Annotated in this window: 23 protein-coding genes; 12 read left to right on the top strand and 11 right to left on the bottom strand. The window is 59.8% G+C overall.

The annotated features are described in order from the left end of the window. Positions 1–24 precede the first annotated feature (24 nt). Positions 25–1,218: an RNA-guided endonuclease InsQ/TnpB family protein gene (locus SKA58_RS19340; protein WP_083784846.1), complete on the top strand. Its 1,194-nt coding sequence runs from the start codon at positions 25–27 to the stop codon at positions 1,216–1,218. A gap of 277 nt (positions 1,219–1,495) precedes the next feature. Here SKA58_RS19340 and SKA58_RS04225 read toward each other — a convergent pair whose 3' ends face one another. Further along, a complete protein-coding gene (locus tag SKA58_RS04225) occupies positions 1,496–1,675 on the bottom strand; it encodes a hypothetical protein (protein ID WP_009821120.1) in 180 nt (59 codons plus the stop codon). Positions 1,676–1,927: 252 nt separating this feature from the next. On the opposite strand from SKA58_RS04225, the gene SKA58_RS04220 reads away from it, so the two are divergent. The 4 genes from SKA58_RS04220 to SKA58_RS20250 all read left to right on the top strand — a co-directional run bounded on the left by SKA58_RS04220 (position 1,928) and on the right by SKA58_RS20250 (position 4,355). Continuing rightward, positions 1,928–2,146 (top strand): hypothetical protein, encoded by a 219-nt coding sequence (locus tag SKA58_RS04220; RefSeq protein WP_004210831.1) that lies wholly within the window; start codon positions 1,928–1,930, stop codon positions 2,144–2,146. Positions 2,147–2,650: 504 nt separating this feature from the next. Continuing rightward, positions 2,651–3,616: a hypothetical protein gene (locus SKA58_RS04210; protein WP_009821118.1), complete on the top strand. Its 966-nt coding sequence runs from the start codon at positions 2,651–2,653 to the stop codon at positions 3,614–3,616. A gap of 107 nt (positions 3,617–3,723) precedes the next feature. Next, the gene (locus SKA58_RS04205; protein ID WP_009821116.1) at positions 3,724–4,014 is read left to right on the top strand and encodes a hypothetical protein; all 291 of its coding nucleotides are present in this window, start codon (positions 3,724–3,726) and stop codon (positions 4,012–4,014) included. 149 nt (positions 4,015–4,163) lie between these two features. Continuing rightward, positions 4,164–4,355 carry a DUF6771 family protein gene (locus SKA58_RS20250; RefSeq protein ID WP_009821115.1) on the top strand — a complete coding sequence of 64 codons (192 nt, stop codon included), beginning with the start codon at positions 4,164–4,166 and terminating at the stop codon, positions 4,353–4,355. Between the two features lie 325 nt (positions 4,356–4,680). Here SKA58_RS20250 and SKA58_RS04195 read toward each other — a convergent pair whose 3' ends face one another. The 8 genes from SKA58_RS04195 to SKA58_RS04160 all read right to left on the bottom strand — a co-directional run bounded on the left by SKA58_RS04195 (position 4,681) and on the right by SKA58_RS04160 (position 14,106). Next, entirely contained in the window at positions 4,681–5,535 is an 855-nt protein-coding gene (locus tag SKA58_RS04195; protein ID WP_009821114.1) for a hypothetical protein, read from the bottom strand. A 221-nt stretch (positions 5,536–5,756) separates the two neighbouring features. Further along, complete coding sequence (locus SKA58_RS04190; protein WP_228223159.1) at positions 5,757–6,080, bottom strand: DUF6488 family protein; 324 nt, start codon at positions 6,078–6,080, stop codon at positions 5,757–5,759. 30 nt (positions 6,081–6,110) lie between these two features. Further along, on the bottom strand, positions 6,111–6,701 hold the full coding sequence (locus SKA58_RS04185; protein ID WP_037542107.1) for a hypothetical protein: 591 nt from the start codon (positions 6,699–6,701) through the stop codon (positions 6,111–6,113). Continuing rightward, positions 6,698–7,411: a HupE/UreJ family protein gene (locus tag SKA58_RS04180; protein ID WP_050763009.1), complete on the bottom strand. Its 714-nt coding sequence runs from the start codon at positions 7,409–7,411 to the stop codon at positions 6,698–6,700. The genes SKA58_RS04185 and SKA58_RS04180 overlap by 4 nt, the downstream gene beginning before the upstream one ends. Before the next feature lie 482 nt (positions 7,412–7,893). Then, complete coding sequence (locus SKA58_RS04175; RefSeq protein ID WP_037542106.1) at positions 7,894–8,370, bottom strand: hypothetical protein; 477 nt, start codon at positions 8,368–8,370, stop codon at positions 7,894–7,896. An 83-nt stretch (positions 8,371–8,453) separates the two neighbouring features. Further along, a complete protein-coding gene (locus tag SKA58_RS04170; RefSeq protein WP_009821109.1) occupies positions 8,454–11,690 on the bottom strand; it encodes an efflux RND transporter permease subunit in 3,237 nt (1,078 codons plus the stop codon). After that, positions 11,687–12,841, bottom strand: a complete 1,155-nt coding sequence (locus SKA58_RS04165; RefSeq protein ID WP_009821108.1) for an efflux RND transporter periplasmic adaptor subunit — start codon at positions 12,839–12,841, stop codon at positions 11,687–11,689. The genes SKA58_RS04170 and SKA58_RS04165 overlap by 4 nt, the downstream gene beginning before the upstream one ends. Continuing rightward, positions 12,838–14,106: a TolC family protein gene (locus SKA58_RS04160; RefSeq protein ID WP_009821107.1), complete on the bottom strand. Its 1,269-nt coding sequence runs from the start codon at positions 14,104–14,106 to the stop codon at positions 12,838–12,840. Before SKA58_RS04160 ends, SKA58_RS04165 begins: the two co-directional genes overlap by 4 nt. A gap of 112 nt (positions 14,107–14,218) precedes the next feature. Between SKA58_RS04160 and SKA58_RS19785 the strand changes: the two genes are divergently transcribed. Beyond that, positions 14,219–14,428 carry a hypothetical protein gene (locus SKA58_RS19785; protein WP_125999564.1) on the top strand — a complete coding sequence of 70 codons (210 nt, stop codon included), beginning with the start codon at positions 14,219–14,221 and terminating at the stop codon, positions 14,426–14,428. A gap of 182 nt (positions 14,429–14,610) precedes the next feature. Here the strand turns inward: SKA58_RS19785 and SKA58_RS04155 are convergent, their stop codons facing one another. Next, positions 14,611–15,939: an MFS transporter gene (locus tag SKA58_RS04155; protein ID WP_442852452.1), complete on the bottom strand. Its 1,329-nt coding sequence runs from the start codon at positions 15,937–15,939 to the stop codon at positions 14,611–14,613. 114 nt (positions 15,940–16,053) lie between these two features. Between SKA58_RS04155 and SKA58_RS04150 the strand changes: the two genes are divergently transcribed. From SKA58_RS04150 to SKA58_RS04125, 6 genes are all read left to right on the top strand, one after another. Then, positions 16,054–16,323 (top strand): metal-sensing transcriptional repressor, encoded by a 270-nt coding sequence (locus SKA58_RS04150; protein WP_009821105.1) that lies wholly within the window; start codon positions 16,054–16,056, stop codon positions 16,321–16,323. A 60-nt stretch (positions 16,324–16,383) separates the two neighbouring features. After that, positions 16,384–16,743 (top strand): hypothetical protein, encoded by a 360-nt coding sequence (locus SKA58_RS19780; RefSeq protein WP_125999565.1) that lies wholly within the window; start codon positions 16,384–16,386, stop codon positions 16,741–16,743. A gap of 174 nt (positions 16,744–16,917) precedes the next feature. Then, the gene (locus tag SKA58_RS04140; protein ID WP_009821103.1) at positions 16,918–18,120 is read left to right on the top strand and encodes a carboxylate--amine ligase; all 1,203 of its coding nucleotides are present in this window, start codon (positions 16,918–16,920) and stop codon (positions 18,118–18,120) included. After that, entirely contained in the window at positions 18,107–19,177 is a 1,071-nt protein-coding gene (locus SKA58_RS04135) for an acyltransferase family protein (protein WP_009821102.1), read from the top strand. The genes SKA58_RS04140 and SKA58_RS04135 overlap by 14 nt, the downstream gene beginning before the upstream one ends. A gap of 59 nt (positions 19,178–19,236) precedes the next feature. After that, a complete protein-coding gene (locus SKA58_RS04130) occupies positions 19,237–19,770 on the top strand; it encodes a GNAT family N-acetyltransferase (protein WP_009821101.1) in 534 nt (177 codons plus the stop codon). Positions 19,771–19,831: 61 nt separating this feature from the next. Next, positions 19,832–20,167, top strand: coding sequence for a hypothetical protein (locus tag SKA58_RS04125; protein ID WP_004210810.1), 336 nt, complete (start codon positions 19,832–19,834; stop codon positions 20,165–20,167). A 50-nt stretch (positions 20,168–20,217) separates the two neighbouring features. On the opposite strand, the gene SKA58_RS04120 is transcribed toward SKA58_RS04125, so the two are convergent. Further along, entirely contained in the window at positions 20,218–20,415 is a 198-nt protein-coding gene (locus SKA58_RS04120; protein WP_037480019.1) for a DUF1289 domain-containing protein, read from the bottom strand.

Genomic DNA, 20,415 nt, shown 5'->3' with positions numbered 1-20,415 from the left:
CTTTTGCGCGTCACATGCAAGCACATGTTCTTGCAGTATAAATTTCCGATCGAGCCAAGCAGGGCGCAACATGCGCGCTTGGCCTCGATCCTGCAGCTGCAGCGAAATTTATACAACGACGCACTACAGAACCGGCGCACAGCCTTCCAGCGCGGCGTTCATCTCACATACGAAGACGATACGAAGTCTCTCCCTGCCTATCGAATGGCCAACCGCCAGCATACTGCTCTGCCTTGGGGTATTAACAACTGGACCTTGCGCTGCGTCGATACCGCGATGGCGAAGTATCGCGACCGCCTGAGAGCTAACCCCAACGCCGGGTTCCCACGCTTTCGCTCCGAAGATCGCTGGCGCAGTTTTGGCGTCCATGGCGTCCGAGGATGTGTTATTGCCGACGGCTACCTAACGGTCGATGGCATCGTCGGGAAATTGCGCATGCGCATGCATCGCCCTTTGCCGGCTGACGCTCGCCTCACCAGACTCACCTTCACCCGCAGAGCCCGCCAATGGCATGTTGCCATCCTGGTTGATTGCAAAGTCGGCGATCAAGAGCATAAGAAACCCGGTAGCGCATGCGGCCTCGATCTCGGCATAGAGCAACTAGCATCGCTGTCAGATGGCTCTCTCTTCGACGACACACCCCGTAAGACCACTCAGAGTTCCGCGTTGCGTCGGGCCTACCGGGCACTGGCAAGATGCCAGAAAGACTCCCGCCGACGTAAAAAGCTGCGCGAACGCCAAGACCGCGCCAGTCAACGCGTGATAAACCTCCGTTCCACGCGGCTGCATCAGATCTCGGCGGCGATCACTAATCGATTTGAGACGATCGTGGTCGAAGATCTCGCGCTCAAACAATTTCCCCGACCAACACGCACACGACGCCCATCAGACGGCGCTGGCGCAATCGCGACACGAGAAAACGGTCAGGTGTTGGCCGAGCCAAGACCAAAGCGCCTTCTTGAGATGATCCGCTACAAAGCTGAAAAGGCTGGTGGCAAAGTCGTCGTTGTCGATCCGAGACACATTACGCAAACGTGCAATGCATGCGGATCACCAACCTCTGAAAGTAACGATGCTGACCGGCACATCTGTGCCTGCGGCGCCGATGTCCCACGAGGCACCAACAACGCAATCAACATCCTTGCGCGGGGTCTCTCCGCGCATGCGGCCGCTTTGGGTCGCAGGGTGGGCAAGGTTTTGTCCAACGCCAGCGTCTAGCTGCGCGTCCACCCGGAAATGCAGCGCGTTTGCATAGCAACTGCCTGTCCAAAGCCAGTTTGGTTTTTTTTCAAACCCGCTTTAGCCATACATATTCGCACTGGAACCCTGATGATCACCTTACGCCCCTCCCGCGACTTCGGCAGCTTCCGTTTGGATCATTTCCAAAGCCTTCAGCATTTCGGGCCTGAGAGCTGCGGCGGACATCCGATGCAGTGGGGCGATATGATCATGTGGAACCACGAGACGATCTCTCCCCGCGCTGCCCTGCCGCAGCCTAGACGACGCCCGCGTCGCGTGAGCGCTCCTCGATCCGGGCCAACATAGCACGCTTGCGCGCTGTTCGGCGCGATCCGCTATTGCGCATGGCATCGGTACGCTCTGGGGTATCGATGATACCCAAGGCAGCCTTGCGCTCTCGGATTCCCGCTAAAAGGTCAGAGAGGGTGATAATCATGCCGCTCCATCCCTTCCGTGGATCCCGGTCCATTTTAGAAATGTTCAGCCCGCCTGCGACGTTCCTGCGTCGGTGCCGATAATATCCCATGCAGGGTGCATGTGACAGCTGCGTCCACCGCCCAGGTGCGATGCCTGACCGCCGCAAATCCGAACCCGCGGTCCTGTTGCAAACCAGTGCAAAAGCTCAACGAGGGTCTCGCCGGGAAATCCGACGATTACTATCGTATAGTCGATAGCGATTGAGGAAAGCATGCCCGGGAATATTCCCCCCGACAAGAAAGCCGCGTTCGAACGTCTGGCAAACCATCTGGATGAGGAATATCCCTATCCCGGGTGTCGCGACGATCTCAGGGATGTGGCCAGCGGCAGCTCCGCCATAATTGAACGCGCATACTGGCGCGATCCCGTGCAAGTCATGACCGGCCTCGCATGGATGCTCGTCGGCCTGATGATCGGAGTGCTGCTGTGAGGGCCGATCGCATTGAGCGCGAATGGTTTTGCAAGCGCTGCGGCAATTCCGTCCACAAGCTGCAAGGATCATGGGCCCACATACGCAATCAACATAGCCCAAAGTCGTGCGGTCGAAAGCTGACCGACAACGACGTCTATCGGTTGCCGCTGAGCCGAACGAGGGAACGCACCCGTACACGGAATAAACAACAGGAAGCGCAAGATCGCCTGCTCATCGCTAAGCGGCGCTGGGATGAAGCCCGCTGTGAATGGGAGGCAGCCCAAGACGAACTCTATCTTGCCTCGGAAGCGCTGAAGTCCATCAAGAATAGTCCCCCATTGGACTAGCCTGGTCATCCCATCGGTTCAATCCAACGCCGCCGATAACTGCGGCGCATAAGCCGCTTTCCGGAGGATTCGAAGCAGCCTGTTCCATATCCAATGCAACCTGTGCTGAAGGGGGTCTGGAATTTGCCCAATCGGTCTGAGACAATTACTCCCGGTCTTGCAGGGAAGCATTACAATGGACTTCAGAGTAATTGAGGAATGGCTGTCTGATGCGCCTGAACGGCACGCGATGCCGAAGGAACAACAGAATGCCACGACGGCTGCCATAGGCGCTGCGGCGAAGACAGCCGCGGCTTCCGGCGTTGAAGCGTTCGATTTGGCGCGGCTGGAGATGGCCACCGGCCCTCAGGCGGAAGAGTATCGCCCTTTCCGGACTTTGACGCTTGCTGAGTTGGTCCGCGCCGCCGCTGAAATTCGGACCGTTCAGGACAAGCTTCGCTACCGCGACGATACGATCGCTGTTGATCCAGCCCTTGAACGCGCGGTCCTGACCCTTGGCGATGCCGGGATGCCTCTCAACGAGCACCGGTTTGCGGCGACCGAACGCGCCTTTGTCCGTGCGGAAATCTACGAGGCGGCGAATGGGGCCCTCTCGCCAAATGAAAAAGCCCGGATGATCCTCTACGACGTCGCCACTCAGGAAGAGGCGCGTGGCCTCGAACTGATCGGCCGAGGCGGAGTCCTAAGCGTCAGCCGAGGCATGGCGATCGCCAAGCCCGCTCAGGAGCTCGTATCCAGCATGGGCATCCGAACACTGGAAAAGGACGGCCTGGGTCAAAAGGACATCACGATGGCAGCCGTCGGCCGTTATGAGCGAGTGTCAGAATTCCATCGAGCCGGGATCGATTTAGGGGCTACTTTAGCGCGAGCCGGTGGCCCTGGCGCCGCAGCATTAGATGCGCGGTTGGAACGCCTTGCTTCTCAAGCGCCAGAGCCGGTGCCCAATGGCCTCGATCGGGAATCTGAAATCACCGGGGGCGATGCGGAGGGAACCTACCTATCTGAGGCAGTTACTCGCGGGATCGCTTCGCAGGCGAGCGACATCAAGTTCGAATTAGCCATCAAGCCGAAAGGCCGCACAGATCCAGATGCAAGCGAACAGCACAGCTTTGCTATGCCTCGCGGTCGAGGCCGCGATTAAAGGCGCAATGGCGCGCGACCAGATGATCATTGAGGCCCCGCGCGCCGACGTCGTCATGCTTGGAAACACACTTCGCTAATGTTCGCGTAATGAAATGAGGATTCGAAATGCCCGATGAAACCATGATCTTCGGCGTCAGCGAAGAGGGCCCGAATGGCGATGCACTGGGCTTCATCGATCTAACCAAGCTGCATGTCGGAAATAAGGCTCATGACGCCTACCGCGCAGCCGTTCTCGAAGCCGCGCAACAGCGACGGGAGAAGGGATTTGGCTGCGCCTATCTTCCACATGAGGGCATGCTGCTACTCATGCATGAGGTTCCAGGTGAGGCGAAGGTGCCTGACGCCGCCATGCCATTCACGATCCACGGCTTCGCGTCTCTCCTTTCCGACGACTGACAGGAATAGGCACGTCCTCAGCGTAACCTGTCGCCGCACCGGGATGAGGGACCGCCCCCCCTTTCGGCTAGTCCAAGCCCATCCATCAACTTCGTTAGCCGAAGAACAGGCTCTTGCTATGTTCTCTTTTTGTTCGCATATTGCCGGACATGACACAGCCCGATTCTCTCTGGCTCGCGCAGAGCCTTCTGAACGCCCCTGGGTGGGCACGAGTGGCACTGACGGCGCCGAACGAACGGTTGCGGGAGCAAGCCGCTGTAGAACTGGCCCAAACAATTATCGTGGCCATGGAACGTCAGCCGCCTCACTTTGATCGCAGGCAGATGACCCTTCCCCTCTGACGTGGGGGCGAACGTCCCCCTGCGGAACCTCGGCGATTATGCCCACCGAAACGTCAATCTTTTCATCATCTGCAGATGCGGCCACTCAGGAGTAATCGATGCTGACAAACTCAACCGCTGGTTCCTCGCGCATTGCTGGAACACCGCTATGGAAACCGTCGGATCGCACCTGCGCTGCACGCTCTGTCGGGGACAGCCTGAACGATTTGCTCCAACGCCTCGACAACCGGACCGGCCTAACTGGATGAACAGTGAAGCAAGCTGGAAACGGCTGGTTCGGCGCCTGCGCGATTAGTGGCGAAATTCGCAAGTGCCTGGCAGCAGATCAAGCTGCAGGGGATTCTGTTTTGTCGTCCAATGCGTTGTCATGCGCACTATGTAGCGCTGTGTATGACGCGTCTCGCTCACTGGGATTTACCCGTCCTTCAAAACAGGCGATTTCCCGGTGTGTTTCGCCGAACACGTCCTGAAAATCTGCCACAACCTTTATCGTGATCGCGATAAAGGTAGCCTTCTCGAGCAGGGCCGCAACGCCATCCTGAGAACGCAATCCAAGCGGAGATGATGTCCAGGAATCCGCCGAAGGTATGTCCTGCCGCCAGTGAGATCTTTCCAGGTCTGGTTCATCGCCAAGCATCATGCCGCGCTGAGTGTTATCGCCATAAACAGCGACAATATGTGCGTTGTATAGCCAGCGTAACCGGCGCGCAGGCGATGCGCCAGAATTCTGGAAAGTTACCTTGGCAGTCAGATCGCCCAGCTCACTAAGCTTTGCCTCCACCGACTGAACCACGACATATGCGCGGGCCTGCGCCCGCCCATATTCCATAGCTATGCGGTTCGCATCGGTGGCTATCCCGATCGTGCGCTGCCCTTGTTTGAAGGCGCTGATCAATCCCAACAGCGCCGCGCTGCTAGCGCAAAGCGAGCCAACCGCGATCAGCAGACTCCATTGCGCTGTCAATGTCGCCTGCTCAGTAGCAACTGCTGAACGCAGAGCGATACAATCCGCCATCGGTCCTTTCTTTGGCAAATTTCGACAGATCTCCGACATATCGTCAGAAGCCGACGGGATATAATGACCCGCCAGAAAACCAATCCCGATGGCAAGCGTTAGCGCGAATGTCATAACCAGGATTGAAACAATCCATTCGCGTTGAAACGACTTAGTCTGTCTCATTCGGCATAATTTCCCTAGCGATGAGCGTGCGCAATAAGAGAGATATGGACATGCCGTCCGCTGAAATCGATCTCTAAAAGGTGCCGCCGATGGTCGCAGGGCTCCAACGGTTCAATTCCGGGCTTGATCAGAAGATCCGACTTCCTGCTGGATACCGTTGCCGTCGGATTTTCATGACGACAGAAATATGGGCGCGGCCAATCGACCGCGCCCATCACTTCTCACTTCAGCTTATGGTTCGCCGAAACGAAGGTGCCGTCCGGCTTCAACGCAACGTACAACAGCTTGCGAGCTTCCGGTTCAGCGTCGTTGCGGAAGATCACCACATCCTGACGGGCGCCCTGAACGGTACGCGACTTCGTTTCTACGAACTTCGCCTTTGACCAGCTCGCCGGCAATGTGCCCTTGGTGATGAGCTTGATGACATTGTCCTTCGCCACCTGCTGAACAGGACGATCCTGCTCTTCTTCATCATGATTGCCATGCGCCATCACCGGGGACACGGGAGCGAGAACAACGGCAGCTGCGATAATGAATTTACGCATCAGATTTTCCTTCTCTCATTATGAGTTGGGTCAGGGCTTGGCTGCGAAGGCGGAAAAGCCACCGGTCGCAGATGCAGTGATGGTGACAGGCTCGCTGGTCTTGTTCTTCCAGTACCAGCCATGCGTACCGTCGAAGGGGGCTGTGAAAGATCCGCTTTCACCGGCCGACGTGCCCTTCTCGTAGCTGGTGTATTCGCCTTCAGCCGCGTTGAATTCCTCGCCATGCAATTCGTAGCGGATCTTCGCGCCATCGGTTTTCCAAGCGTAGCGCATCGCGCTGCCGGCGGTCATTACTGCCTTAATCTCGCGCCCTTCGTTGGGCTTGAGCGTAATGACGACCTGGACCGGTTCACCCGGGGCAGCCACGGCCGGCTTGGACGCCATTGGCGTAGCCTGTGCGGACGACGCCACTGGCGCGGCATCATGCTCAGCCTGCTTCATCTCGCCCATCGGAGTGAGACCGAGAGCGCCGCCGACGCCTGTCGGATCGACGCCATATTCCGCAGGCAGCACGGTCGTCACCAGGATCACCGCAGCAGCGCCAAAGGCGATGAGTGTAGCCCGATTCAGTTGGCCAAGGGTGGGCAGTTCGCCCGGCATGGGCGAGTGGGGTCGGGTCATGAGGGATCTCCAAGGTACAGGCCGGCGAGTTGATAGCCGGTGAGAACGAAGCCGGCGGTCATCAGCACGACGTTCGCGGTGAAGGCATGTTTGGCGAAGCTGCGCGTGCGCCGCCAATATCCCATGATGATGAGGATGGCCGACAGAGCCAGGATCTGGCCCATCTCGACGCCGACGTTGAAAGCGATGAGATTGGTGATCAGGCCATCAGACGATAGCGCGAAGTCCTGCAGCTTCGTCGCCAGGCCGAAGCCATGAAAGAAGCCAAAGATCAGCACGGCCGCCTTCGTATTCGGCTGGAACCCGAACCAACGCTGAAACGCACCGAGATTGTCGAGCGCCTTGTAAACGACCGACAAGCCGATGATCGCATCGACAAGATAGGCGCTAACATTCGTTCCCAGCAGCACCCCTGCGATCAGGGTCGTGCTGTGACCGATAGCGAACAGCGTGACATAGGATGCCACTTCGCGCATCCGGTAGAGGAAGAAGATGACGCCGAACAGGAACAGCAAATGGTCGTATCCGGTGACCATGTGCTTGGCGCCTAGATAGAGAAACGCCCCTATCTGAGGGCCGGTCGTTTCTTCGATATAGCCTTTGTCGCCTTCCGCGACGCCGTGAGCCAAGGCCACATCGACGACGAAAAACGCCAAGGCTGTAAAGACCGCAGCATAACATGCCCACGGTCGAGCCAGTCTGAGTTTCATATAGATATCCGTATGGTCGCCAGCGCCTCGACGCCGGCAGATCAGCACCAAGTGCGAGACCAACGCCTCGCACTGCCATGCTTCAGGATATCGATGGCGGCTCGAGTAACGGAGCCATGATGAACGGCGCCATGAAAGGCTGGCGATGCGCGCCGCTATGGATAGCCTTCCCAGTCGGGACAGGTTTCAGCCCATGGTCATCTGGCACGCGATCACCGACTAGATGAACGTGACCGCCTCCTGTAGCGCTGCCCGGCTCCTCATGGTTTTCTGAAAAATGTTGATGCTCTGTAGTAGCCTCAACGGATGGTCGGTCGCTTTTGTGGAAATGCTGTGACACGGTCAGCAGCGAGCCGTGTGAGATCATCATAGCGATTACAAGCAGGACAGAGAGGAATGGATAAGTTCGCATTCGTCACTCCTTCCTTCTCTCATTCATCCAAACGGCCATTCAACGGGCGGCAAACCGCACACACGATAGATTATCGCGAATGATTCTCAACAAAATTGCGAGCGTCAGATGACCTATTCTCGTCACGAACCAAGTCGTCGGCTAGTTCTACAGGGCTAAGGCCCAACGGCTTGCCCGAGGTGCAGGTGCGCTCCGGCCGGTCTGTTTCGCTGATGCGCAGGACGCGATTGGTGATCGTAGCTGTGATGCCTTCCCCGACATAGGTCAGCCCTTGAGCCGGAGCAGTCAGGCGGATCGGCTGCGGTTGCGCGGGTCCACTCAGGATCATCACCAGTCCCTCATCGCGGTACGCCGCGTGGAGAAGGGAGCCATCATTGCACTGAAATTCATGATGAGCTTCGCGATCGCTGAGCAGCGCCTGGTCGTCGGCGCTGAGTTGGCCATTGCCATCGCCAGATGAGCAAGCCCCGGCCGCCAGCGCCGCCATCATTACGATAGCCAGCTGGCCTGAGCGGACAGAAAATCGAGAACGTTCGTCAAGGAACATGGCACTTTCCAATCCTCGAGGGTCTGGCGTTGAGCAAATCATAGATGAAGCAGGCGGCAGCTCCGCCGCCGCCTGCCTTTCGATTAAGCAGTTGCCGGTTCGGAATTACCCGACGACTCTTGCGCCTGTTTCTTCTTGAGGCGCCCCATGAATGCCGTGATCGCCGGCAACACGAGCAACGTCAGCGCCGTCGACGTGATAAGGCCACCAATGACCACCGTGGCAAGCGGTCGCTGCACTTCAGCCCCTGTCCCCGTAGCGAGGGCCATCGGCACGAAGCCGAGACTTGCCACGAGCGCAGTCATCAGCACCGGCCGCACGCGCTCCATCGCGCCGCCGATGATCGCCTGATCCTCCTCTGCCCCATCCTCTCGATATTTGCGGATGGCGCTCATCATGACGAGGCCATTCAACACCGCGACACCGGAGAGAGCAATGAAGCCCACCGCAGCCGTGATGGAGAACGGAATTCCGCGCAGCAGCAGAGCGAAAACACCGCCCGCGAGAGCCATGGGCACCGCACTAAACACGATCGCTGCTGGGATAGCGCCACCCAATGCCATGTAGAGAAGTGCGAAGATCGCGGCGAAGCAGATCGGCACCACGATCAGCAGACGCAGACGCGCCGACTGAAGGCTTTCGAACGTGCCGCCCCAATCGGTGTACATGCCAGCAGGCAGTTGGAGTTCGCCAACCTTCTGCTGCGCCTCTGTGACGAAGCCGCCCAGATCTCGGCCACGCACGTTGATTTGCACGATCACCATACGCTTGCCATTCTCGCGGCTGATCTGGTTCAGCCCTGATGTGAAGCTGAACCGTGCCACCTCGCGGAGCGGGATGGACCTTGCCACCTGACCTTCTGGGGTAGGCAACATCACCGGGATGGACCCCAGCGTTTCCAGATCATCGCGCTGCGCATCGGGTAGACGGACCACGACCGAGAAGCGACGGTCACCTTCGAACAGCAGCCCGGCTTCCCGGCCACCAAGAGCAGCCGCCACGGTATTGGCAACCTCTTCGACCGAAAGGCCGTAACGCGCGACCGCCAGTCGGTCGATCTGCACGTCAAACGTCGGCGCGCCGGATGTCTGCTCGGCACTGACATCGCCGGCACCGGGGATCTTCCGAACCACCGCAGCAATGCGCTGCGCCTGCTGGCTCATCTGATCGAGGTCATCGCCATAGAGCTTGATGGCCACGTCAGCCCGAACGCCCGCGATAAGCTCGTTGAAGCGCATCTGGATCGGCTGCTGGATCTCCGTCCGATTGCCGATCAGCGGCTTCATCCTCGCTTCGATCCGCTTGAGGATATCGTCCTTGCTCTTCACATCGGATGGCCACTCACTCTCGGGCTTGGGGATGACATAGGTGTCCGAGGCATTTGGCGGCATGGGATCGGTGCCCAGGTCCGCGTTACCGTTCTTGGAGAATACGAGAGCCACTTCCGGCAGCGTCTTTAGCGTATTCTCGATCCGCAGCTGCATCTCTGTCGACTGGTCGATCGAGGCCGACGGCACACGGAAGTTCGTGACCGTGATGTCCTTCTCGTCAAGCTGGGGCATGAATTCTTCGCCCAGCAGGCCGAAGCACAGGACGGCTGCCAGGAACATGCCACCGCCGGCCGCAATGAACGGCAAGGGACGCGCCACGGCTTTCTTCAGGAGCGGCTCGTACTTTTCCTTGAACCAACGGATCGGTTTCACTTCCGTCTCGCTCACCTTCCCCTTGATCACGATGGCGATCATCGCAGGGATAAAGGTAATCGAGAGGATGAAGGCCGAGGCCAGAGCAATCATGAGCGTGACCGCCATCGGCGAGAAGGTCTTGCCCTCGACACCCTGGAAGGTCAGTAACGGCACAAACACGAGGAAGATGATGAGCTGCCCGTAGACGGTCGGTCGAACCATCTCGACCGCAGCCTCCGTCGTCTCGCCCAGCCGCTCCGACAACGTCAGCAGACGCCCTTCATGCTCCTGCCGTTCAGCGAGCCGTCGCAGCGCATTCTCAACGATGATAACCGCGCCGTCGACGATCAGACCGAAGTCGAGCGCACCAAGGCTCATGAGGTTGCCGGATTCCCCAATGGCGTTCATGCCGCTGGCCGTCATCAACATGGTCACCGGAATGACCGCCGCCGTGATCAGCGCCGCGCGGATGTTGCCCAGCAGCAGGAAAAGCACCACGATGACGAGAAGCGCGCCTTCGGTCAGGTTCTTCTCGACCGTCGAAATGGTCGCATTCACCAGCTTCGAGCGGTTATAGACCGGCTCGGCAAAGACGTCTGGCGGCAGACCCTTGTTGATCTGCGTGAGCTTCTCCGCCGCGCTCATCGCCACGATGCGGCTGTTGTCGCCCACCAGCATCAGGACGGTCGAGATCACAGCTTCGGATCCCATGCGGCTGCCGGAGCCGGTGCGGACCGCGCCACCGATAACCACTTCACCGACATCACGCACGCGCACCGGCACGCCGGCACGGGTCGCAACGACCGCCTCCTCGATTTCCTCAATCGACTTCAGGCGCGCATCGGCGCGAACCAGGAAGCTCTCCCCGGCCCGCTTGATGTAGTTGGAGCCTGCCGACAGGTTCGCCCGCTGCAAAGCATCAGCCAGTTCCGTCACCGACAGGCCATAGGTGGCCAGCGCGTTGAGATTGGGCTGCACCAGATACTGCTTCACGAAGCCGCCGTTGGAATCGACGCCGGCCACGCCTTTGACATTGCGCATTTGCGGACGGATGATCCAGTCCTGCACGGTGCGCAGATAGGCCGCCTTCGCCAGTTCGGTGGTTAGTCGCTCGCCTTCAGGCGTGAGGTAGCTGCCGTCCGACTGCCAGCCAGGCTGGCCATTGACGATCTTGACGTTCTTCCCATCGGGATGACGAAATGCCACCGAGTAGAAGAAGATTTCGCCAAGGCCGGTGCTGAGCGGCGCCAGATTGGGCTGAACGCCGGAAGGCAGACTATCCTTTGCCTGCGCAAGACGTTCGGTGACCTGCTGACGAGCAAAGAAGATGTCCGTGCTGTCCGTGAAGATCGCCGTCACCTGGCTGAACCCGTTACGCGTGAGCGACCGGGTCATGGTGAGACCTGGAATGCCGGCAAGGGCCGTCTCGACCGGATAAGTCACCTGCTTTTCCATGTCGACCGGGCCGAGCGTGGGATTGAAGGTGTTGACCTGCACCTGACGGTTGGTGATGTCCGGCACGGCGTCGATCGGCAGCTTGGTGATCTGCCAGCCGCCAAATCCGACAATGGCGAGTGTCAGGAACAACACCGCCCATCTCATCCTGACGGATAGACTGAGGATGCGCGCAATCATTCTGCCGACTCCTTCTCAAGCTCAGCCTTGAGGAGGAAGGCGTTGGTCGTCGCGATCTGCTGCCCCGCCTTCAGGCCAACCGCAATCGCAACCATGCCGCCACTGCGACTGGCGACCTGAACGGTCTGTGCCTTGAAGCCCTTGGGTGTGCGGACAAAAACCACTGTCCGTTCGCCGACTGTCTGGACTGCATCCTGCGGCACCGTAACACCGCTGGCACCCTGGCCACCGCTGGCGAAGATACGTGCCTGCACAAGCTGTCCCGGAGCGATCGCGCTGCCACCACCGCTCGGGGTGATGACGACTGTGGCTTGCCGGGTCTGCGCGTCGACAACACCGGTCGCCGAGCGCACACGCCCTTCCACCTTCTGGCCGTCGGACGTCGTGAGTTCCACCCGATCGCCAGCCTTTACCCGGCCAGCGTCAGCCACAGGAACCGCGGCCTCGATCTGGATGCTGCGCGGATCTGCAACCCGGAACAGTTCTGTCTCCGCCTGGACGAACGAACCCAGACTTGCTGTTGCCGATGTGATCCGACCAGAGACCGAGCTCACGACAGATACGGACCGACCATCGCCAGCAACCCGTGCTGCACGCGCAGCCGCGTCCGCCTGGCGCGCTTCGGCCCGAGCTACCGCCAGATTGGCTTCGGCCGTTTCATAGTCCGCCCGCGCCGATACACCTTGCGCGAGCAGGCTCTTCTCGCGGGCTAATTGCCGCGCAGCGAGTGTCGCGCGCGCCGCCGCGGTCCCCCGATCAGCCGCGATTGCCGAGGCATCACGACTTTCCACCAGCGCGATCGCCTCACCGGCCTGAACCGTATCACCGATACGCTTGAAGATGCGCGTCACCGTGCCTGGCGCTCGCGCGGTTAGAACAGCCTCGGCATCAGGCGTAGCTTCAACCGTGGCGCTCGCCATGACGATCCCCGAGAGACTGGAGCCGGAGACAGCTTCAACCGAGATTGCCGAGGTCTTGATGCCGTCCGCAGTGATTTCCAAGGTATCGGCAGGCTGGGCCTCTGCTTCCGCAGCGCTTTCCTCAGCCACCGGTGCGCTGGGCGCTGTCATGCGTGCAACGCCGAAGCCGGCCAGTGCCGCCAGAATGAGGCCGACCGCAGCGCCGGCATAGAGTGTGTTGTCGGACTTCATTGGACGGGTTCTCCGGTGATGGTGCGGCCCTCAAGCCGTGCAAGGCTGGCGCGGGCATCGAACTGGGCAGCGCGGGCATCGAGCACCACGCCGCGAGCAGCTCCCAGGCCATGGCGGGCAGCTAGCAATTCGATCAGCGGGGACTTCCCCGCTTCATAGGCGATGCGTGCAAGCCGGTAACTTTCTTCGGCCGTGGACAGCGTTCTATCCGCAGCCGCTGCTCTGGCGTCTGCCGCTTCGTTTAGGGCAAGCGAAGCCTGGATTGCAGCCTCGGCCTCCAACCGGGTTGCCGCCTCCCGTGCCTGCGCGCCGCGCAGTTCGGCCTGCGCAGCGTCGATGTTGCCGCGGTTCCTGTCGAAGAGCGGGAATGGCACGCTCACAGCTGCCAGCAGAGCATTCGCGTTATCGACCTCAAGCCGTCTAACGCCGACGGACACCGTCACATCAGGAATGGCCTGCCGCTTGGCGGACGTCACCCGCCGCGCGGCGGCTTCTGCGTCAGCTTTCGCTGCCAGATACGGCGCCGTCTGCGTCGGGTCGATGGGCCCCTGCCCCTTCATCGGCGCCAACCGGTCCAACATGGGTTCGGCAAGCGTCGAATAAGACACCGACTGACCACTGAGCGCAGTCAGGCGGGAATAGGCGCCAACCCGCTCTGCTTTGGCCGTATCGACGACAGCCCTTAGCGAATTCACTTCGGTTTCAGCCTGAAGGCCGCGAAGCCGGGCTTCCTTGCCCGCTTCAACCAGAGCGCGGGCGGCCTTAAGATCCGCTTCTGCTTCTTCCAGTTCATCTTCAGCCAGCCCGATCCTGCGATCGGCGACTTCAGCGCCAGCATAGGCACGCGCCAGTTCATATGCATAGGACAGCCGGCCGTCACGCGTACGCGCCTGAGCAGCGACCACGCCTGCTTCGCCTGCCGCAATGCGAGCGGAGCGCTTTCCGAAAAGCTCAAGCGGCTGGTTTACCTGGAGCGTGTTTTCCGCACGACCGAAGCGGTTGTAAGGGCGTTGCCCCCCCACATTCTCCGTCATGACGCTCACGGTCGGATTGGGATATGCGCGTGCCTGCCGTGCCAATCCTTCGGCTCGATCTACTTCGGCTTCGAGCTCCAATTGACGTGGCGCTTCGCTGGTTTGCCGAAAAAGCTCGGCAAATGGTGGCGCGACTTGCGCGCTTGCAGCCGTGCCACCCGCCATAAGGCAGGTCGCAACGACCGCGCCGGATACCGCAATACGCGGCAGCCGGCCTCGAAAGGCTTGCATTGTGTAATTCCCTCGTAGGTCTGATCAAAAGATGCGCGCAGATGCGCGCCAGGGATCAGACCTCGGGTGGTCTCAAGAGAGAGGCTGGCCCCGTGGAACCCAACGCGGCAGCGTGGAACAGCTCCCAACGCCCAGCGACCGGCGCAACATCTGCAACTATGACGGGCTGCGACGGGAGATCTGTCGACTGATGCGCGGCATGTGCAGCAATGTGCATCATGTCTGCCAGGTCAGGCTGGTCCTTCGACTCATGCCGGTCATGGTGATGATCGTGATCGGCGACGCTGGACGCGACCTGCTGGGCCGCATGCGCCTGAGGTAGGGTGTCATGCCAAGTGGTCAGCAGGGTCACACCCAACAAAGCGAGCAGGCCGCACAGCGTCGACACGCGCCGACGCCATATAAGCGCCGTGCTGTTACGCCGGGATGAGTGCAATGCTCGCATGGCGCGCACGCTATCTTCGTCACATGCGCTCGGCAAGCCGGATCGACCGAAAGAACGAGTCATGATCTTGGCCAATGCTGATGAAGATCGTCGATCACATAGGCGTGGCCAGCGCTTTGGCCATGCTTGTCCCGAAGGTGGGGATGGTCTGCATCAAGATCGACGTGATCATGCGGAAGTTCGTCAGGATCCGCGCTCGGCCACAGCAAATAAGCAGCGATCACACCAAAATGCGCGATGATCGACATGGCAATGAACGTCATTACCTGATTTTCTCTCGCGCCAAGCTGGCCAGCAAGCGGATAGCAGATCAACCAGCTTCCGTGGCTCAGGGCGAACTGCGCCGCAAAGAGTGCAGGCCGATCTTCCGCATTGGCCGACCTTTTCAGTAGCCGCCCCGACGGGGTGACACTCATCGAATAGGCCATACCCAGGACAAACCAACCCGCGAGCAGTATGGACCAATAGTTGGAAGAACTGCCGAACCAGTGCGTGAGGGCACCCATGATCGCAAGCCCCCAAGCCAGCACTGCTGCGGCAGTGATCATGATCGAGCGGTCGGATATGCGGTCGAGAATACGGGGCAACCCCAGCGCAGCGAGGATAGAGCCTCCACCAAAGGCTGCCAGCGTGAAGGCAACGTCCCGCTGGCCAAGGCCAAGCTGGTCCCGCACAATGACAACAGTGTTGACGATCACCATCGAACTCGCCGCCGCCGAAGCAAAGGTCAAAGCGAGAAGGCCGCGCAGCCGTGGCGTCTTGAGGTAAATCCGCATGCCCCTGGTGGTCTTGGCATAAATGCCAGTGCGCACCTCCTTACGGTTGAGCGCTCGAGGCAAGGTGGTCGACAGGACCAGAATGGCCGAACCGACGAAACCGACCGCCGTGCCCGAGAATAACCAGTGGAAGTTGATGACAGTCAGCAAGGCAGCCGCGAGCATCGGGCTCGTCAGGCTTTCCATATCATAAGCCAGCCGCGACAGGGCGAGCGCCTTGGTATAGTCGCGCTCTTCCGGCAGGACATCGGGAATGGTCGCCTGAAAAGTGGGCGTGAACGCTGCCGATGCAGACTGAAGCACGAAGATCAGGACGTAGATCTGCCAGATCTCGCTGACGAACGGCAGGCAGATCGCGACGGCGGCGCGCAGCACATCCATCGTGACGAGAAAGGCGCGACGCGGCAGCCTGTCGGCAAAGGCGCCTACGACGGGAGCCACACCAATATAGGCGATCATCTTGATGGCCAGCGCGGTCCCCAGCACTGCGCCTGCCGATCCGCCGGCAATGTCATAGGCGAGCAGCCCCAGCGCGACCGTAGCCAGCCCGGTTCCGACCAAAGCCACCACCTGCGCCAGGAACAGGTGACGGTATGTCCGATTGCTCAACACCGAAAGCATTGCATGACCTCATCACGAATCATCCTCCCCGGGGGGATATGAATGAGGCTTGCAGTATCCCCCCGGGGAGGATACTGCAAGCCTCATTCTTGGAGTCGATTCTGCATGGCCGATCATCAGCACGAGACGCATCCTGCGATCATAAAGCGATTGAACCGTGCTGGCGGCCACCTGCGCAGCATCGTAACAATGATCGAAGAAGGACGTCCCTGCGTCGAGATCGCCCAGCAGTTGCAAGCGGTCGAAAGTGCGATCGTCAACGCCAAGAAGACCCTGATCAACGATCATATCGATCATTGTCTCAGCCATAGCCAAGACAGCGGCGGCGTCTCCAAGGCCGTTGAAGAATTCCGGGCAATCTCACGATATCTGTAACGCCATTTCTGTTATAGGCCTCCGAGCGCAACCCGAACTGAGCATGTGAGCCAAGGCGACATGACACAGCTGATCCGCTGCATAATGCTGACAGTTCTGGCGATCCTCGCTCAAGGAGCGGCTGGAGCCGCCCTGCCGCACGCGCCGCTTCAGGGACATCATTACGAATATACCCATACCGATCCAGTAGGTAAGGCGCACACTGAGCCGGCGGATCTGGTTGATGGGCAGACGGACGAACTTCCTGACGGTTCTCACCGTCACACCGGTCATCACACGCACGGATCAGCAGACGACGTCAGGATAGCTGGTGTAGGCGACCGGCACCGCCGTATTCTCAAGCGTCAGTTCCGTCGGTCTGATGACCAACAGCTGACGATCGTCCCCTCCCCTCCGCTGCTAGAGCCGCCCTCCGCCTGATGCCGCAGCGCCCTTTTCGCAGGGCGCCCGACCTTCCGATTGGTCTGACCTGCCAGTCTGACAGCGGCTGTGATGCTTTACGTCCGCCGCTGCCTTCGGCACGTTCGAAAGGCATCTTCTGTGGTAACACCGCATTCTGGCGGGCGTCCTTTGCGTCCGCACCCACCTGCTATCGTGCTCGGGCTCGATAGCGCGATCAATCTCAGCATCATCCGTGAACTCGGCCAAAAGGACGTGCCGGTCATCGGCGTCGGTACGGCCGCAACCTCAATGGCTGCAGCCTCACGACATTGCTCGCAAGCCATCATCCGTCCGGCCGGGCCAATCATGTCCTGGATGCCCGACATCGTACGTCGCACGGGCGCGATGGCACTATTTGCTGTGTCCGAAACCGATTTGCTGCAACTGGCGTCAGGACCAAAGTACATCGGCAAGTGCCAGGTTCTGACGCCCCGCTTGGAGCAATTGCAGCGGGCGCTCAGCAAGAGCGACACACTGAGCGCAGCCAGAAAGCTCGGGTTCGACGTGCCGCAGACATGGCAACCTCGAGCCGGCGAAGATTTCGCCGCGCGGATCGCTGAGCAGACCTTCCCCGCTATCGCCAAGTGGGACAACCCAAATGACATCCTCCCCCTTCTCGAAGAGGCTGGCCTCAAATGGGAGAAGGCAGAGTTCGTCAGCAATGCCGGCCAACTCGACCGCTTGCTTGATCGCTTCCAAACAATAGGCCGCTGGCCCCTGATCCAGTCCTATTGCGATGGCGTGGGGCTTGGCCAAATGCTCTACATGAGGCGTGATCGCGCGACCCTGCGCTTTCAGCATGTGCGCCTTCATGAATGGCCGCCAGAAGGCGGGGTGTCGACGCTCTGCTACAACGAGCCACTCCATCAGCATCAAGCCCAGATGAAATTGTCGGAGCGCCTGCTTCAGGAATTGGAGTGGGAGGGCCCCGCCATGGTCGAGTATCGCTATGACGCGGCACGGAAGCGCTATTGGCTCATGGAAGTAAACGGCCGCTATTGGGGCAGCCTCCCGCTCACTCGCCATTGTGACACCCTCTTCGCCTGGGAAGCCTATCGACGTTCGGTCCTGGGCCAGGTCGTTGACGCGCCGGTGGGCCGGCAAGACATAATTCAGGCACGCTATATGATTCCGGAAACCAAGCGGCTCATGCGCCTGCTCATCAGGCGCTCTCGCGTTAATGAGCGCGTCGCTGAATATAGCCGCCTGCAGGAGCTGCGATCCTACCTCGCGGACTTCGTGCGCCCGAACATGCGCTACTACGTCTTTGACAAGGACGATACCGGCCCATTCTATCAAGACATCCGCAACATGGTCGGGAAGATTTTCAAGGGGGGCCGTCATGACCCTCGTTGAAAAACAGAAGGTCAACGTGCGTCCTGATCGGCTTGAACAGCAACCGGTCAGCGGCCCGTTCAGAAACAGGCTGAAGGAACTCGACGCCCTGCGCGGGATCGCGGCGATCAGCGTGATGCTGTTCCACTACACCTCGATCTATCCCGACTTCTTTCCCGAGCGCCGCAGCATCGGCGTGAGGTTCGATGCCGGAGGCTATGGCGTCTTCCTGTTCTTCGGCATCTCCGGTTTCGTGATCAGTCGCACGCTGGAAAACACCGTGGGCATCGCCGACTTCACCATCAAGCGTGTTGCCCGGCTCTTCCCAGCCTATTGGGCGGCGGTGCTGATCACGACGCTGGTCGTGCAATGGAGCGGGACCGAACGGCTACAGGCGGAATTCGAAACGGTCATGATCAACCTAACCATGTTGCAAGGCTTCTTCTTCGTCCCGTCTGTAGATGGCGTGTACTGGACGCTGACCGTCGAGCTCGCCTTCTACATATGCGCGGCCCTCGCATGGATGGCGCGCAAGCGGGTGCGCATCGAGTACCTGCTTGCTGGTTGGATGGCAGTTGGCGCGATCGCCTCCGTCTCCGAGATAGCGCCGTATCGGGTACAGATGCTCCTGGTGAACCAATACAGCCCGTTCTTCGCCATTGGTGTGCTCACCTACAGAGCGTGGTCAGCACAACGGCGCTATCTCGACCAACTTCCCTATTTCGCGATGGCGCTGGCGATACTGGGCTTCAATGGCGGCGCCGCCTTCCTGATCGCCGGGGTCGGAATTCAGGTGATGCTCTGGCTGGCCATCAACGGCCGCCTGTCCGCGATCACTCATCCTATTCTGCTGTATCTCGGCGCTCTCAGCTACCCGCTGTATCTCATCCACCATCACGCCGGCTTCGTGCTGCTCCGGGCAATCGACCGCGCACAGATAGGCCCCTTCGCGGGGGTCATCGTCACGTCGGCAACGATGCTTGGTCTGGCAGCCCTCCTGCACCACAGCATCGAGGCACCTGCGGAGCGGGCCATCCGAACATGGTGGCTCAGGCGCCTTAGCCCCCAGCCAGTCTGATCGAGCTTCCTCTTCGGTCGCCATCCGCGCGGCCATCTGCACATCATGAAAGACCCAATATGCTCTTTGGCAACACCGTGGCCCTCGGCCCCATTTTCCCTGTCGATCTCGAGCGCCTGTTCCGCTGGATGGACAATGCCGACGACGCTCGCCTGAATGAACCCTACCGACCGCTTAACTGGCAGCATCAGGAAGCATTCTGGCTAAATGCCGATCAGGACGCCTCACGCGTCTTCTTCGCTATTCGCGTGCAGGACGCTCCGCACATTGTGGGATTCATCCAAATCCACAAAATCCACGCCATCCATCGATCGGCCCTTATCGGCATCCGCATCGGTGAGGTCGAAGACCGCGGCAAAGGCTTGGCAGCAGACGCGATGGCAGTCGCCATTGAATATTGCTGGCGTGATCTCAACCTGAGCAGGCTCGAACTGAACGTCTTCGCCCATAACGAACCCGCACGGCGGCTGTACCATCGGCTGGGTTTTGTCGAAGAGGGCACCTCACGCAACGCGCTCTTCATGGGCGGGAACTGGATCGATGTGGTGAACATGGCGCTGATGCGACCAGATCGCGTCGCCCCTGAGGGTTAGGCATTCATGCCCGGTTAGGGCGGATTTGTTAGGAACAGCAATCCCGCAAGAAATTGAGACCATGAAACCGACGATCTTACTGACCGCCTTGGCCCTATGCTTGTCCGCATGCGGTCCCGTCCATCCCAGATGGAAGAACGAAAGCTCCCATGACATCCGGGTGACCTATTTCAAAGGCACGGCGCACTACGGGGTACTCATCAAGCAGGGTCGGGAAAATGTGCCGGTCGCACCTTTCGACTTCCAATCGGTTGAACGGATCGAAATCGAAGATAGTGGCCAGATACAGCGGCTAACGAAAGCCGCTGTATCGCAGATGCACACCGAGTGCGGCCATGGCTATTCCTGCCGCATTCGATACGGAGACGATCACCAGTTGAAGGTCGCGCCTGGCTAACAGCTTCCGCTTGCCACCCATCGCACCGACGACATCAGCCGAAAGGCTGGTCAGTCGTCGGTGCGATCATTCGTCAGGCCCTTTGCGCGCAGCTTGGACAGGCGCTGCGGTAAATCCGCAGCAACCTTACGCGCCTCGCCCGGGCGCAGATTGCGCCAACGACGCACTTCCTCACGAGAACGGCCGCAACCGCGGCACCAGCCGGACGAGGCGTCGAAACCACAAAGGTCAATGCAAGGCGAGCGCAC

Origin of the sequence: Sphingomonas sp. SKA58, assembly GCF_000153545.1 — a bacterium.
Classification (GTDB): Bacteria; Pseudomonadota; Alphaproteobacteria; order Sphingomonadales; family Sphingomonadaceae; genus Sphingobium; species Sphingobium soli.
The sequence above is the reverse complement of the archived record's forward strand: the minus strand, read 5'-3'. Positions and strand labels throughout refer to the sequence as shown.